Source organism: Agrobacterium sp. K11, assembly GCF_059429395.1.
In genome coordinates this window covers 252,098-264,547 of sequence record NZ_JCAHRB010000011.1, presented here as the reverse complement: position 1 = coordinate 264,547, position 12,450 = coordinate 252,098, and the positions used below count along the sequence as shown (strand labels likewise).

The window sequence follows — 12,450 nt, the reverse complement described above, 5'->3', positions numbered from 1 at the left end:
GGTCGGGGGAAGGTCGTAACCAATGCGCCCCCACTATGAAGGTCGTGGCCGGTCGTCGCCATCGTCCAGCGCTCGCCAGGCAGCGCCGTCCATATCCTCATATTGCCCTGATCGCACCGACCAGAGGAAGGCGAAAAGCCCGAGCGCTCCGAGAAACAGGGCGACGGGGATGAGATAGATCAACATGTTCATGCCGGTTGCGCCCCCTCGTCCGCAAATCCGGCCGGCACGCTCTGTTGCGCAGACACGGCTTCAGCCGTTCCGGCAAGACGCAGCGCATTTGCAACAACGATGAGCGACGATGTCGACATGGCGATGGCCGCGATCATCGGCGTCGCATAACCGGCAATCGCAATCGGCACGGCAATGACATTGTAGCCGATGGCAAGCGCGAAGTTCTGCCGGATAAGCCGTCCGGCCCGCCGCGATGTCTCGATGGCGACAGGAACGGCATCCAGATTCTCGTGCATGAACACGAAGTCGGCGGCCTGCCGGCCGATATCGGCGGCGGTTGCCGGTGCCATCGAAACATGTGCTGCGGCCAGCGCCGGCGCATCATTGATACCGTCGCCCACCATCAGAACCTTGCGTCCCTCGCCTGCCAGTGCCCCACAGCGCCCCGCCTTGTCTTTCGGCGACAGGTCCGCGTTCCATTTCGCAATGCCCAGACGCTGCGCCATGGCCTTCACGGCCGGTACCCGGTCACCGGATACGATTTCCAGCACCAGTCCTCGCGCAGAAAGGCTGCGCAGTGCCTGTACGGCGCCAGGACGCGGATTGTCCTCGAAACCGAAACTCGCCAGATACCCGCCGTCAAGCGAAAGCACCACTTCCGATCGCGCGTCGCCGTTTTCCATTTGCGATTCATCCGGGCAGGCAAAACGGCGGTTGCCGAGCCGGTAGGTTCCCGCCGGCGTGAGAGCCTCAACACCGGAGCCGGGAATTTCACGCACCGCTTCGTAGACCGGTAAAATTCCGCCATAGGCTGCATGCAGGGCTTTGGACAGCGGATGGCGTGAATGGGCGGCAAGGCCAGCCGCAATCGCCATCGTGGCGGGGTTCACATCGCCGGTTTCCACCAGTCGCGGCTTCCCGACCGTCAGGGTGCCTGTCTTGTCGAACAGCACGGTGTCGATTTCGGCCAGTCGCTCCATCGCCGAGCCTTCCTTGACCATGATGCCATGCCGAAAGAGCCGGCCTGCCGCCACCACCTGCACCACCGGAACAGCAAGGCCAAGCGCACAGGGGCAGGTGATGATGAGAACCGCAATCGCGATCAGCATCGCCTGCTTCCAGTCACCGCCCAAAACGCCCCAACCGAGAAAGGTCATGAGAGCAAGAAGATGTACGACGGGCGAATAATAGCTCGCGGCACGGTCGGCAATCCGCCGATAGCGCGCCCGCCCCCCTTCCGCCGCCTCCATCAGCCCGATCACTTCCGACAGAAACGAATCCTTTGCCGATGCGGTCACCCGCGCGGCGAGCGAACCGGTGAGATTGAGGGTGCCTGCCTGGAGCAGATCGCCCGCCTCCACCCGACGCGGCGCGCTTTCGCCGTTGACAATGGACATGTCGAGATCGCTGCTTCCGCTAGTGACCATCGCATCCACCGCCACGCGGTCACCGGCAGCAATCGCAATCGTCATGCCGGGTAGCACATCGCCAAGCGGGCGATACTCCCGCGTTCCGTCCTCACCGATAACGGTTGCGCCGCGTGGTGAAAGCCGGGCCAGGCCCGCAATTGCCGAGCGCGCCCTGTCACGCATGATATGGTCAAGCGTGCGGCCGATCAGCAGGAAGAACAGCAGCGACACGGTCGCGTCAAACCACGCATGTTCGCCATGATGAATCGTCTCCCATAGCGAGATTGCGTAGGATAGCGTGATGGCGAGCGCGATCGGCACATCCATATTGGTGCGGCCATGCTTCAGCGCATTCCAGGCCGACTGATAGAAGAACCGGCCGCCATAGATCAGCGCCGGCGCGGCAATCATCGCCGAAATCCAGTGGAACATGTCACGCGTCGCGGCATCGGCCCCGGACCAGACGGACACGGATAGAAGCATGATATTGGCGGAAGCAAAGCCGCAGAGCGCCACCGCCCTGATCAGTTGCGAGCGCAACACGTCCGAAGCATCCTGTCCGCTCGCGAAAAGATGCGTCCGGTATCCGGTTGCAAGGATTGCGCGGGCAAGTTCGGCGGGATCTGTCCTGATGCCATCGACATACTCTTTCCAGACAATCGCCACCCGTTTTGAGGACAGGTTCACGCGCGCCTGCTCCACCTGGCGGAGACGGCGCAGCGCCGTTTCGATGGTGGTGATGCAGGCGCCGCAATAAACGCCGGGCACGCTGAGATCTGTCTGGCGCAGCCCCTGCCCCAGATCGCGGCTTGCCAGCATCAGCTCCTCTGATGATGGTGGGTTGACGGGTTCGCCGAGTTGAAGCGACCCTTCCGTTCCCTGTGCACAACAGCTCATTGACGCCCCCTGATCACCGCGATCCGCGTGCCTTCATGCACGATGATCCTGCCGTCTTTTACGGCAGTGACCTCAACGATCCATTGGCCGGGCAGCATGTCATGCGGGCCGGTGAAGACCCCGGTAGACACCGGGGTCAGCTCCATGTCGAAATTCTGGTGCTCGCCGACCGGCCGGCGAAAACGCGCCGTTACGGTATCCGTATCCACAGGGCCGGTATCTGGATGAAACACCTCGTAGCGCACGGTCTTTTCATTCACCACCAGCCTGCCCTTGATACCGGTCGCGGCCCTTGCCTTGGCGGCCTCGGCCTTGGCGTTGAACTGCTGGCTGGCAACATAGGTATTGGGCACCACCAGCCCGCTCCAGCTGGTGACAGCGTTCCAGGCCATCACCATGTTGACGGTGATGACGATGCCGAAAAACATCACCATAACACCCAGCATATGCCAGCCGGTGAAAATGAAACCGGACGTCTGGCGATTGGTCGTTGTCATTTTTTCACTCCCGGAGCGTTGAAGACGGCGTCGTAACGGGCCGTCTCATGGCCGCCCGTATCGCTGACGATGAATTCGAAATTTTCAGCAGCCCGCGCGACGTGACTGCCCGGCAGGGTGACGAACACCTTCAGCGTTGTCGCCTCGTCCGGTTCCACCATCACCTCGAAGCTGCGAGAGGCTGCATCCGGCACGCCGTTTAACTTCATCACCGCACTTGGAATGCCCTCTATCGTCAGGCTCATTAGGCGCGGTTGCGGCACCATGTTGAGGATGCGAACGGTATAACCGTTGCGGATGGACCCGTTCGATTCCAGCACATATTGCGGGTTGCGGTCGTGCAGCACGTTAAGAGCCAGCCGCTCGCGCGTCACCAGAGCCACCAGCAAGCCGATGCCGACTGCAGCCCATATTGCCGTGTAAAGAAGCGTGCGCGGGCGAAAGACGATGCGCCAGTCGAAATGGCGAATGCTGTTTTTGAACCCGCCGTCCTCCTTGCGCACATTCGCAGGCCGGATTGCGTGCTGGCCGTTGCTGGTCGCAAGCGCCATGTTGGACTGGTATTCGGACAGCGTCGCATAGGCGATCAGCCCGCGTGGCTTACCAATCTTGTCCATCACCCCATCGCAGGCATCGATACAGAGCGCGCAGGTGATACATTCCAGCTGCTGCCCGTCTCTTATGTCGATGCCCATGGGACAGACTGCGACACAAGCATTGCAATCGACGCAATCGCCGACGCTCTCCCCTGTGGCCGCAGCCTTTTTGGCGTGCCTCGTGCGAGGTTCACCGCGCCAGTCATTATAGGTCACGACCAGCGAGTTCTCATCCAGCATCGCCGCCTGAATGCGCGGCCAGGGACACATATAGGTACAGACCTGCTCCCGCATCAGCCCGCCGAAAACATAGGTCGTGGCGGTGAGTATCGCGACGGTCGTATAGGCGATCATCGGTGCCTGCCCCGTCATGAACTCTCTCGCCAGCGTCGGCGCATCGGCAAAATAGAAGATCCATGCCCCGCCGGTCAGAACGCCGATCACCAGCCAGATTGCGTGTTTCATCACCCGCTTGCGCAGCTTGCCGAACGTGAAAGGTGCTGCATCGAGCTTCATGCGGGCATTCCTGTCGCCCTCGATCGCCCGCTCGACGACCAGAAACAGGTCCACCCAGACGGTCTGCGGACAGGTATAACCACACCACGCGCGTCCCACGGCGGAGGTTATGAGAAACAACCCCAGACCCGCCATGACCAGCAATCCCGCGACGAAAAAGAACTCCTGCGGCCAGATTTCGATGAAGAAGAAATAAAAGCGCCGGTTGGCAATATCGATCAGCACCGCCTGGTCGGGCGCATAGGGACCGCGATCCCAGCGCAGAAACGGCGTCAGATAATAAATGCCGAGCGTGACCAGCATAACCAGCCACTTGAACCGCCGGAACCGGCCCTCCGCGCGCTTCGGGAAAATTTTCTTGCGCGCTTCATAAAGGGGTTTACGCGTTTTTGCGGAATTGACAGCCTCCGCTTCCAGCCTTTCGACGGGCTGTTGCGGGCGGTCCTGTCCGACGGGATAGATGTTCATGATTGCAGTCCGTTTTTATCTCCTTGCTTTCTCCCATCTCACCGGCGAAACATCCTTGACTTACATCAAGCGCGGACAAAGTGGCGCAGCCTGCGGCCTGCATTAAAACAGGGAGGATGAGATGCCAGTCATGCAGTCAAAAATCATTCATCTGTCGGTGGAAAAACCATGGAGCCATGTCTTTGATTTCGCCTCCGACCCGCAAAACATGCCGCACTGGGCCGCCGGTCTAGCAGGCGGTCTGAAACCAGACGGCGAGGACTGGATCGCCGATGGCGGCCCGCTGGGTGAGGTCCGCGTCAATTTCGCGCCCTTAAACGAATTCGGCGTGATAGACCACGTCGTGACATTGCCGGATGGCATGAAGGTGTATAACGCGCTGCGGGTAACACCGAATGGCAGCGGTGCCGAAGTCAGCTTTACCCTGCTTCGCCTGCCGGACATGACGGACGGGGATTTCGAACGGGATGCGGAGATGGTCCGGGTCGATCTGGAGAAACTGAAGTCGCTGCTCGAAACGGATTGAAGGATAAAACGATGACCACGAATACGAATGACCGGCGCATCGACTATGTCGAATTCAACGTCGCCGATATCGAGCGCAGCAAGGAATTTTACGGCGGCGCTTTCGGTTGGTCCTTTAAGGATTACGGCCCGCAATATTGCGAGTTTTCCGACGGCCGGCTGACCGGCGGTTTCACCACCACGGCACCTGTGTCAGCCAAGGGTGGACCGCTTGTCATTCTTTACGCCGCCGATATCGAGAATGCGCACCGGCGTGTCGAGGCAGCCGGTGGGCAGATCAGCGTCGCCATATTCGCCTTTCCCGGCGGACGCCGTTTTCATTTCACCGATCCGGATGGATACGAACTGGCCGTCTGGTCTGATCGATAAGAAAAAGGGCCGCATCGAGCGGCCCTTTCCATTTGTTGGCTGTGACGTTCACTCGCCACCGCCCAGCGAGTGCACGAAGATCGCAAGCTGCTTGACCGTGGTATCACCAAGCCGTTCACCCCAGGCGGGCATGACCCCGTGTTTTGGCGACCGTATCTGTGCAACGATCCCCTGCTCGCCACTGGCCTTCAGCCAGATCGCGTCGGCCAGGTTGGGCGCGCCGAACTCGCGGTTGCCCTTGGCGTTCTCACCGTGGCACGAGGCGCAATTGTCGGCGAAAATCTGTTTACCGGGTTCTACGAGTGCCGGGTTGGAAGGCGTTCCTGTCAGGCTGACGACATAGGCGGCGACCTCGCGGATTTCCTCGGACTTGAGGATATCGCCGAAGGCCGGCATTTCCGACAGGCGCGTATCGGGATCGTCGGCAAAACGAATGCCGTGCTTTACCGTCGTATAGATATCCTCGACGCTGCCTCCCCACATCCAATCGTCGTCGTTGAGGTTGGGATATCCCTGCCCGCCTTCCGCACCCGAACCGTGACACTGGATGCAATTGACCTTGAAGGCGGCGGCACCGCCGGAAAGCGCAAATTGCCTTAGCGTCGGATCGGCCTCAATCTCGGCGAGCGAGGAACTGGCGATTCTGTCGGAATAGACGCTCTGCGCCTGTTTGGCGTCCGCCATATCGGCGGCGATCTCGGAACGGCTGCTCCAGCCGAGCAACCCTTGCGTTGCGCCATTGATCAGCGGCCATGCCGGATAGGCGATGGTGTAGCCGATGGCCCAGAGGATCGTGAAGTAGAAGGTCCAGACCCACCAGCGCGGCATCGGATTGTTAAGCTCGCGAATACCGTCCCATTCATGGCCGGTGGTTTCGACGCCGCTGATGTCATCAATGTGTTTTTCGGACATATCCTAGTCCTCCTTAAGCGGAATGCTGGCGGCGTCGTCCGCAGCTTTTTTCGATCCGGGACGAAGGGTGAAAACGACGACGCCGGCGAAGAACAGGGTCATGGCAAGCAGGCCCCAGCTATCGGCGAAGTGGCGCATGGCCGTGTAGGTTTCCATCGTATCGCCTCCTCACCGATATCCGGCGGCATCGTCATAGGTCGAGAAATCGACCAGCGTGCCGAGCATCTGCAAATAGGCAACCAGCGCATCCATTTCGGTAAGCTTGGCTGGATCGCCATCGAAATCGCCGACTTTCGCCTTCGGATAGCGCGCCAGAAGCTCGGTCGTATCGGCGTTCGGATCGGCCTGCGCGTGAAGATCAGCCGCTGATTTCTCGATCATCTCGTCGCTATAGGGCACGCCAACGGCGCGGTTAGCCTTCAGCTCCATCGAGATATCCGTAATCTTCAACGGCGTGGTTTTGAGGAACGCGTAGGACGGCATGATCGATTCCGGCACGACGGAGCGCGGATCGGCCAGATGCTGCACGTGCCATTCATTCGAATAGCGGTCGCCTACGCGTGCGAGGTCCGGCCCCGTGCGCTTGGAACCCCACTGGAACGGGTGGTCGTACATGGATTCCGCCGCCAGGCTGTAATGCCCGTAACGCTCCACCTCGTCGCGGAACGGCCGGATCATCTGGCTGTGGCAGACATAACATCCCTCGCGGATGTAGATGTTGCGCCCGGCCAGTTCCAGCGGCGAGTAGGGCCGCATGCCCTCCACCTTCTCGATGGTGTTTTCGAGATAGAAAAGCGGCGCGATTTCCACGATACCGCCGATTGAGACGACGAGCAGCGAACCGACCAGAAGCAGAGTGGCGTTGCGTTCGATGACGCCGTGTTTGTCGAGTATGGACATCGGCCTCTCCTTATTCAGCGGGCTGCAGCGAAGGTGCGGCGTCATTGCGGACGCCCTCCTCGCGTTGACGACCGAGGATGGTCATGGTGACGTTGTAGGCCATGATCAGCGCGCCACTGAGGAACATCAGGCCACCCAGCGCACGCATCACGTAATAGGGGAACAGCGCTGCGACCGATTCCGCGAAGGAATAGACGAGGAAGCCCTGCGTATCGTATTCGCGCCACATCAAGGCCTGCTGGATGCCGGCCACCCACATCACGGCGGCGTAGATGACGATGCCGATCGTGGCGAGCCAGAAGTGCCAGTTGACCAGTTGCAGGCTGTAGAGACGGTCCCTGCCCCACAGTTTCGGCGTCAGATAATAGATGGCACCGAAGGTGATCATGCCGTTCCAGCCGAGAGCGCCGGAATGCACGTGGCCGATGGTCCAGTCGGTATAGTGGCTGAGCGAGTTAACGGCCTTGATCGACATCATCGGACCCTCGAAGGTCGCCATGCCGTAGAAGGCCACCGCCATCACCATCATGCGCACGATAGGATCGGTGCGGATCTTGTCCCATGCGCCCGAAAGCGTCATCAGGCCGTTGATCATGCCGCCCCACGACGGCATCCACAGCATGATCGAGAACACCATGCCGAGCGTCTGCGCCCAGTCCGGCAACGCCGTATAGTGCAGATGGTGCGGACCGGCCCAGATATACATGAAGATCAAAGCCCAGAAGTGGATGATCGACAGACGGTAGGAATAGACCGGGCGGTTCACCTGCTTGGGAATGAAATAATACATCATGCCGAGGAAGCCGGCGGTGAGGAAAAAGCCGACGGCGTTATGGCCGTACCACCATTGCGTCAGCGCATCCTGCACGCCCGAGAAAGCGGAGTAGCTCTTGACGCCGAGGAACGACACCGGAATGGCGAGGTTGTTGACGATATGCAGCATGGCGATCGTCACGATGAAGCTCAGATAGAACCAGTTTGCCACATAGATATGCGGCTCCTTGCGCGTCAGGATCGTGCCGAGAAATGCGAGGAGATAGGCGACCCAGACTATCGTCAGCCAGATATCGACATACCATTCCGGCTCGGCATATTCGCGGCCCTGCGTGATACCAAGCAGATAGCCAGTGGCAGCCATGACGATGAAGAGGTTGTAGCCCCAGAACACGAACCAGCCGAGATTGCCGCCGAACAGGCGTGCGCGACAGGTTCTCTGCACCACGTAAAATGACGTGGCAATCAGCGCATTTCCCCCGAAAGCGAAGATCACCGCGGAGGTGTGCAGCGGCCGCATCCGGCCGAAATTGAAATAGGGCGCGATGTTGAGATCGGGAAAGGCGAGCTGAAGCGCCACCACGACCCCGACCAGAAACCCGACCACGCCCCAGAACACGGTAGCGACGACGCCGTATTTCACGACCTCATCGAAATATTCGGATTTCAGCCGGGCGCGCGCGGCCTGATCGACAGGCGCGAAAGAAACACGGCGCAGCAGAAGCACCGTGCTGACCAGAAGCGTAAAGAACAGCACCCACATATGGGCGGCGAAAAGACTGTCGTGAGCGAAAGCAGCCCCGAGCAGCGCGAGAAAAGCCCCAAGGGCCACGATCGCGGTTTCTAACGTGTAATTCATTGTTGGTTTCCCCCAACGTGCAAGCAGACCGACGAAAGGCTTGGCGCGCGCTTTACGAAGCGGAAACGGGCCTTTGCGTCGGTTGGAGCATTGCCACCGGCGTGGGGAAGCCACCTTGATCCAGATCAAGAAAGAGAAGCTGTCGCAGCACCGGCAAAACCGAGCCGGGATTTGGCGATAAGAAGTGCATAGAAACTGAAAGAACGGACGCCGACGCGCGACACCCGCTTTATAGGGCTTGCGTCAGCCCTTCATTTTCAGTGGCAGCCCGGCTGCGACGAAATAGACTTCATCGACGATGGCCGCGACGCGCTGGTGTAACCTTCCGGCGTGATCGCGGAATTCGCGCGCCATGCGGTTTTCCGGCACGATGCCAAGGCCGACCTCGTTAGAGACGAGAATCAGTTTCGCCTTGGTGGACGCGATTGCCGCTGCCAGCGTGGCGAACGCCGTCTCGATATCGGCGTTCTCCATCATCAGATTGGTGAGCCACAATGTCAGGCAATCGATCAGGATGACATTGTCCGGCGCATCCAGCCATGCGAGCACGGCAGCGATATCAACGGGCGCCTCGTGTGTCGTCCACTCCTCGCCGCGCCGGGCCTGATGATGGTCGATGCGATCGCGCATCTCGTCATCCCATGCCCGGCCGGTGGCCAGATAATGCAGGCGCCCGTTGGCTTTGCCCGCAAGGTCCTCGGCAAAACGGGACTTGCCGGAGCGCGCGCCGCCTAGAATGAAAACGGAGCGGTTTTTATCTGTCATGAAGAACCTGGAAGAAAAGAATAAGACGGACCGGCATCATTGCGGTTTCGCAAGCCAGAGACAGCCGTACATGAAGGGAACGATTCGTAGAAAAAGGCGTCCCCCGGTTATTCACGCCGGACTGCCGATGATACCGGGTCGGAGACGACAAAACCTGTCCGCACGATGCGGGACATATGACAGCCTTGGCAACTCCGGATGCCGGAAACACCGGTCCTGACAAAAAGCTAGGTGCGAACGGTCATTCTGTCAATCGGCGAGCGGTGTCTACGAAAAATCAAGCGGAACCGGTACGCAAAACCTTGACCCGGAACCGGCAGACCTTTCCGTCCGCGACGGGATTGATAAAGCCACTTGGTTACCGGAACGTTAGCAGAAAACGAAATGACGAAGCTGCAACGCGGCGGGAGAATGTTTGCCCATGGAGGCCGCTGCCATTGCCTTGCCATGGCCTTCAAATCAATATGGCCGCGAAGATTCGCAAACAGCAAGGTGACCTGCCCGTGATGACCGTCATGGACTATATCTCGATCGTCGTTTTTATCGTGTTATGGGCCACCTATACCCACCTCACGACGGGAACGACGCTGTTTTCGCGAACCAGCCTCAATCAGGCGATGGCGGAGCGCCGGCGCGACTGGATTTACAATTCTCTCAAACGCGACTTGAAGATGATCGACACTCAGATCATGGCGGGTTTGCAGAATGGTACCGCTTTTTTCGCGTCTACCTCGATCTTTGCCATCGGCGGCTGCTTTGCTCTTCTGGGGGCGACAGATCGGGTCGAAACCGTGTTTCGCGACCTGCCCTTCGTGCAATATGCCGGGCGCACAGCCTTCGAACTGAAGGTCATGGGGCTAACCTGCCTTTTCGGCTACTCGTTTTTCAAGTTCGGCTGGTCCTACCGCCTGTTCAATTATTGCACGATCCTGTTCGGTGCCATACCCATGGTCCATGATGTCAACGCGGATCGCGACGCTGCCGAGCGTGCCGCTGAAAACGTCATAAAGATGAACATCATCGCTGCTAAGAACTTCAATGATGGGCTGCGGACGATCTTCCTGTCGATCGGTTATCTCGGCTGGTTCATCAGCCCCTATGTCTTCATCGCAAGCACGGTCATCATCATAGTGGCGCTGTTGCGCCGCCAGTTCTTCTCCGAGGCCCGCCGCGCCATCATGGACAGGCCCGGGCCTTGAAATAGCCTTACTTCACGGGCCAAGCCCTTGAGTAGACAACGGCTTCAGACAGCTGAAACAGCGGGAATTATGGAAACAGAAACAGCTGCAATCGACACCCGCCGCAAGGGCCGCATGGGCGGTCTCGATACACTGCGCGGGCTGGCGCTCATCGCCATGGCGTCTTACCACTTCACATGGAATCTGGAGTATTTCGGCTATCTGGAGCCGGGTACGGCAACCACCGGCCTGTGGAAGCTTTATGCGCGTGCCATTGCCAGCTCGTTCCTGTTCCTCGCCGGTTTCAGCCTGTTTCTCGCCCATGGCAAAGCCATAAACTGGCCGTCCTTCGGCAAGCGTTTTGCAATGGTGGCGGGCTCGGCGCTGCTCATCACCATCGCTACCTATGTCGCCTTTCCGGATAGCTTCATCTTTTTCGGAATCCTGCACAACATAGCCGCTGCAAGCCTTGTCGGGCTGCTGTTCCTGCGGGCACCCCCGCTGGTGACGCTGCTTTTCGCGGCTCTTGCCTTTGCGCTGCCGCAATACGTCCAGTCGGATTTTTTCAACAGCAAATGGCTGGCATGGGTCGGTTTCTCCACCATGCCGCCGCGCTCGAACGATTATGTGCCGCTGTTGCCGTGGCTTGCGCCCTTTCTTGCCGGACTTGCGGTTTCGCAATTCGTCACACCGCGCAGCTGGCTGGACCGTTTTCGCAACCCAAGCTCCCCCCGCAATCTGATAGCAACAGCGGGCCGTCACAGCCTTGCCTTTTACCTCATTCATCAGCCGGCGCTGATTGGCCTCGTCTACGCGGTATCACTTGTGGCACCGCCTCCCCCTGTCGACCAGGTGGAGCTTTACAAATCGAGCTGTGAAAAAAGCTGCGTCCAGCAGGCTAACGGCCAGGAATTGTGCCAACGTTTCTGCGGTTGCACGCTTGAAAAGCTGCAAGCGGAAAGCCTGTTTGACATCATGATGGAAGGCAAGCTCAGCGCCGAGCAGCAGACGAAAGTCAGCGACGTGGCGCAACAGTGCACGGTTGAGGCGCAATAAAGGACGACACACGCCCAATCTACGCTCGGCGTCATTCTCGGGCTTGACCCGAGGATCTATCCACGTCGCGTAAAATCAAAAGCATGACGAAGTGAGAGGTTTTTCCTCTCCGCGGGAAATCCAGGGCCATCACGTCAAGCGCGACGGCGGGAAACCTGCATCAGGTCCCTACGCCGATTTCGGCAAGGCGCGTCAGGCAGGCCTCTTCGACATTGTCGAGCTCGGCCAGCGTCTCTTCGATGTCCTTGCGCTTTTGCCTGAGATCGGCGCGCTTCTCATCGACCTTCTTCATCAGAAGCACAAGCTGGCCTGATTCGCCCGGCGGCTCCTTGTAGACGTGAATGATCTCGCGAATTTCTGCGATCGTGAAACCGATACGGCGGCCGCGCAGGATTTCCTGAATGAGACGCCGGTCCGCAGACCTGAAAAGCCTCGTACGCCCGCGTCGCTCAGGGTGAATGAGGCCCTCATCCTCGTAAAATCGCAAGGTGCGGGTGGAAACACCGAATTCGCGCGTCAGTTCGGTTATGCTATAATACTTGTCCAAGGGCCTAT

Annotated in this window: 14 protein-coding genes; 4 read left to right on the top strand and 10 right to left on the bottom strand. The window is 59.3% G+C overall.

Features of this window, described 5'->3' with window-relative positions:
* Nucleotides 1-33: 33 nt before the first annotated feature.
* The 4 genes from ccoS to ccoG are packed head-to-tail and all read right to left on the bottom strand — an operon-like array spanning nt 34 to nt 4,557.
* Complete coding sequence (gene ccoS, locus AC5SEO_RS21130; RefSeq protein ID WP_003515291.1) at nt 34-192, bottom strand: cbb3-type cytochrome oxidase assembly protein CcoS; 159 nt, start codon at nt 190-192, stop codon at nt 34-36.
* Nucleotides 189-2,480: a cation-translocating P-type ATPase gene (locus tag AC5SEO_RS21125; RefSeq protein ID WP_174068362.1), complete on the bottom strand. Its 2,292-nt coding sequence runs from the start codon at nt 2,478-2,480 to the stop codon at nt 189-191. The genes ccoS and AC5SEO_RS21125 overlap by 4 nt, the downstream gene beginning before the upstream one ends.
* Nucleotides 2,477-2,977: a FixH family protein gene (locus tag AC5SEO_RS21120; protein ID WP_065660933.1), complete on the bottom strand. Its 501-nt coding sequence runs from the start codon at nt 2,975-2,977 to the stop codon at nt 2,477-2,479. The genes AC5SEO_RS21125 and AC5SEO_RS21120 overlap by 4 nt, the downstream gene beginning before the upstream one ends.
* On the bottom strand, nt 2,974-4,557 hold the full coding sequence (ccoG, locus tag AC5SEO_RS21115) for a cytochrome c oxidase accessory protein CcoG (RefSeq protein WP_113473141.1): 1,584 nt from the start codon (nt 4,555-4,557) through the stop codon (nt 2,974-2,976). The genes AC5SEO_RS21120 and ccoG overlap by 4 nt, the downstream gene beginning before the upstream one ends.
* A gap of 121 nt (nt 4,558-4,678) precedes the next feature.
* Between ccoG and AC5SEO_RS21110 the strand changes: the two genes are divergently transcribed.
* Both AC5SEO_RS21110 and AC5SEO_RS21105 read left to right on the top strand, forming a co-directional pair.
* On the top strand, nt 4,679-5,083 hold the full coding sequence (locus AC5SEO_RS21110; protein WP_174068363.1) for an SRPBCC family protein: 405 nt from the start codon (nt 4,679-4,681) through the stop codon (nt 5,081-5,083).
* Between the two features lie 11 nt (nt 5,084-5,094).
* A complete protein-coding gene (locus AC5SEO_RS21105; protein WP_003515303.1) occupies nt 5,095-5,451 on the top strand; it encodes a VOC family protein in 357 nt (118 codons plus the stop codon).
* A 48-nt stretch (nt 5,452-5,499) separates the two neighbouring features.
* Here the strand turns inward: AC5SEO_RS21105 and ccoP are convergent, their stop codons facing one another.
* The 5 genes from ccoP to cobU form a co-directional block, all read right to left on the bottom strand.
* Complete coding sequence (gene ccoP / locus AC5SEO_RS21100) at nt 5,500-6,363, bottom strand: cytochrome-c oxidase, cbb3-type subunit III (protein ID WP_003515305.1); 864 nt, start codon at nt 6,361-6,363, stop codon at nt 5,500-5,502.
* Nucleotides 6,364-6,366: 3 nt separating this feature from the next.
* Nucleotides 6,367-6,519 carry a CcoQ/FixQ family Cbb3-type cytochrome c oxidase assembly chaperone gene (locus tag AC5SEO_RS21095; protein WP_003502810.1) on the bottom strand — a complete coding sequence of 51 codons (153 nt, stop codon included), beginning with the start codon at nt 6,517-6,519 and terminating at the stop codon, nt 6,367-6,369.
* A 12-nt stretch (nt 6,520-6,531) separates the two neighbouring features.
* A complete protein-coding gene (gene ccoO / locus AC5SEO_RS21090) occupies nt 6,532-7,263 on the bottom strand; it encodes a cytochrome-c oxidase, cbb3-type subunit II (RefSeq protein WP_003515307.1) in 732 nt (243 codons plus the stop codon).
* 10 nt (nt 7,264-7,273) lie between these two features.
* A complete protein-coding gene (gene ccoN / locus AC5SEO_RS21085) occupies nt 7,274-8,896 on the bottom strand; it encodes a cytochrome-c oxidase, cbb3-type subunit I (protein WP_003515308.1) in 1,623 nt (540 codons plus the stop codon).
* A gap of 243 nt (nt 8,897-9,139) precedes the next feature.
* Nucleotides 9,140-9,661, bottom strand: a complete 522-nt coding sequence (gene cobU, locus AC5SEO_RS21080; RefSeq protein WP_065702497.1) for a bifunctional adenosylcobinamide kinase/adenosylcobinamide-phosphate guanylyltransferase — start codon at nt 9,659-9,661, stop codon at nt 9,140-9,142.
* 506 nt (nt 9,662-10,167) lie between these two features.
* Between cobU and AC5SEO_RS21075 the strand changes: the two genes are divergently transcribed.
* Both AC5SEO_RS21075 and AC5SEO_RS21070 read left to right on the top strand, forming a co-directional pair.
* Nucleotides 10,168-10,860 carry a DUF599 domain-containing protein gene (locus tag AC5SEO_RS21075; RefSeq protein ID WP_013636176.1) on the top strand — a complete coding sequence of 231 codons (693 nt, stop codon included), beginning with the start codon at nt 10,168-10,170 and terminating at the stop codon, nt 10,858-10,860.
* 69 nt (nt 10,861-10,929) lie between these two features.
* A complete protein-coding gene (locus tag AC5SEO_RS21070; protein ID WP_003515315.1) occupies nt 10,930-11,895 on the top strand; it encodes a heparan-alpha-glucosaminide N-acetyltransferase in 966 nt (321 codons plus the stop codon).
* Between the two features lie 160 nt (nt 11,896-12,055).
* Here AC5SEO_RS21070 and AC5SEO_RS21065 read toward each other — a convergent pair whose 3' ends face one another.
* Nucleotides 12,056-12,442, bottom strand: coding sequence for a MerR family transcriptional regulator (locus AC5SEO_RS21065; RefSeq protein WP_003515319.1), 387 nt, complete (start codon nt 12,440-12,442; stop codon nt 12,056-12,058).
* Nucleotides 12,443-12,450: the final 8 nt, after the last annotated feature.

Bases quoted from the DNA above. Each gene is read 5' to 3' on its own strand.
- AC5SEO_RS21075 (WP_013636176.1), top strand. From the start codon at position 10,168: ATGACCGTCATGGACTATATCTCGATCGTCGTTTTTATCGTGTTATGG.
- ccoS (WP_003515291.1), bottom strand. From the start codon at position 192: ATGAACATGTTGATCTATCTCATCCCCGTCGCCCTGTTTCTCGGAGCG.
- ccoP (WP_003515305.1), bottom strand. From the start codon at position 6,363: ATGTCCGAAAAACACATTGATGACATCAGCGGCGTCGAAACCACCGGC.
- cobU (WP_065702497.1), bottom strand. From the start codon at position 9,661: ATGACAGATAAAAACCGCTCCGTTTTCATTCTAGGCGGCGCGCGCTCC.
- AC5SEO_RS21125 (WP_174068362.1), bottom strand. From the start codon at position 2,480: ATGAGCTGTTGTGCACAGGGAACGGAAGGGTCGCTTCAACTCGGCGAA.
- AC5SEO_RS21095 (WP_003502810.1), bottom strand. From the start codon at position 6,519: ATGGAAACCTACACGGCCATGCGCCACTTCGCCGATAGCTGGGGCCTG.
- AC5SEO_RS21070 (WP_003515315.1), top strand. From the start codon at position 10,930: ATGGAAACAGAAACAGCTGCAATCGACACCCGCCGCAAGGGCCGCATG.
- AC5SEO_RS21110 (WP_174068363.1), top strand. From the start codon at position 4,679: ATGCCAGTCATGCAGTCAAAAATCATTCATCTGTCGGTGGAAAAACCA.
- AC5SEO_RS21120 (WP_065660933.1), bottom strand. From the start codon at position 2,977: ATGACAACGACCAATCGCCAGACGTCCGGTTTCATTTTCACCGGCTGG.
- ccoO (WP_003515307.1), bottom strand. From the start codon at position 7,263: ATGTCCATACTCGACAAACACGGCGTCATCGAACGCAACGCCACTCTG.
- ccoG (WP_113473141.1), bottom strand. From the start codon at position 4,557: ATGAACATCTATCCCGTCGGACAGGACCGCCCGCAACAGCCCGTCGAA.
- ccoN (WP_003515308.1), bottom strand. From the start codon at position 8,896: ATGAATTACACGTTAGAAACCGCGATCGTGGCCCTTGGGGCTTTTCTC.
- AC5SEO_RS21105 (WP_003515303.1), top strand. From the start codon at position 5,095: ATGACCACGAATACGAATGACCGGCGCATCGACTATGTCGAATTCAAC.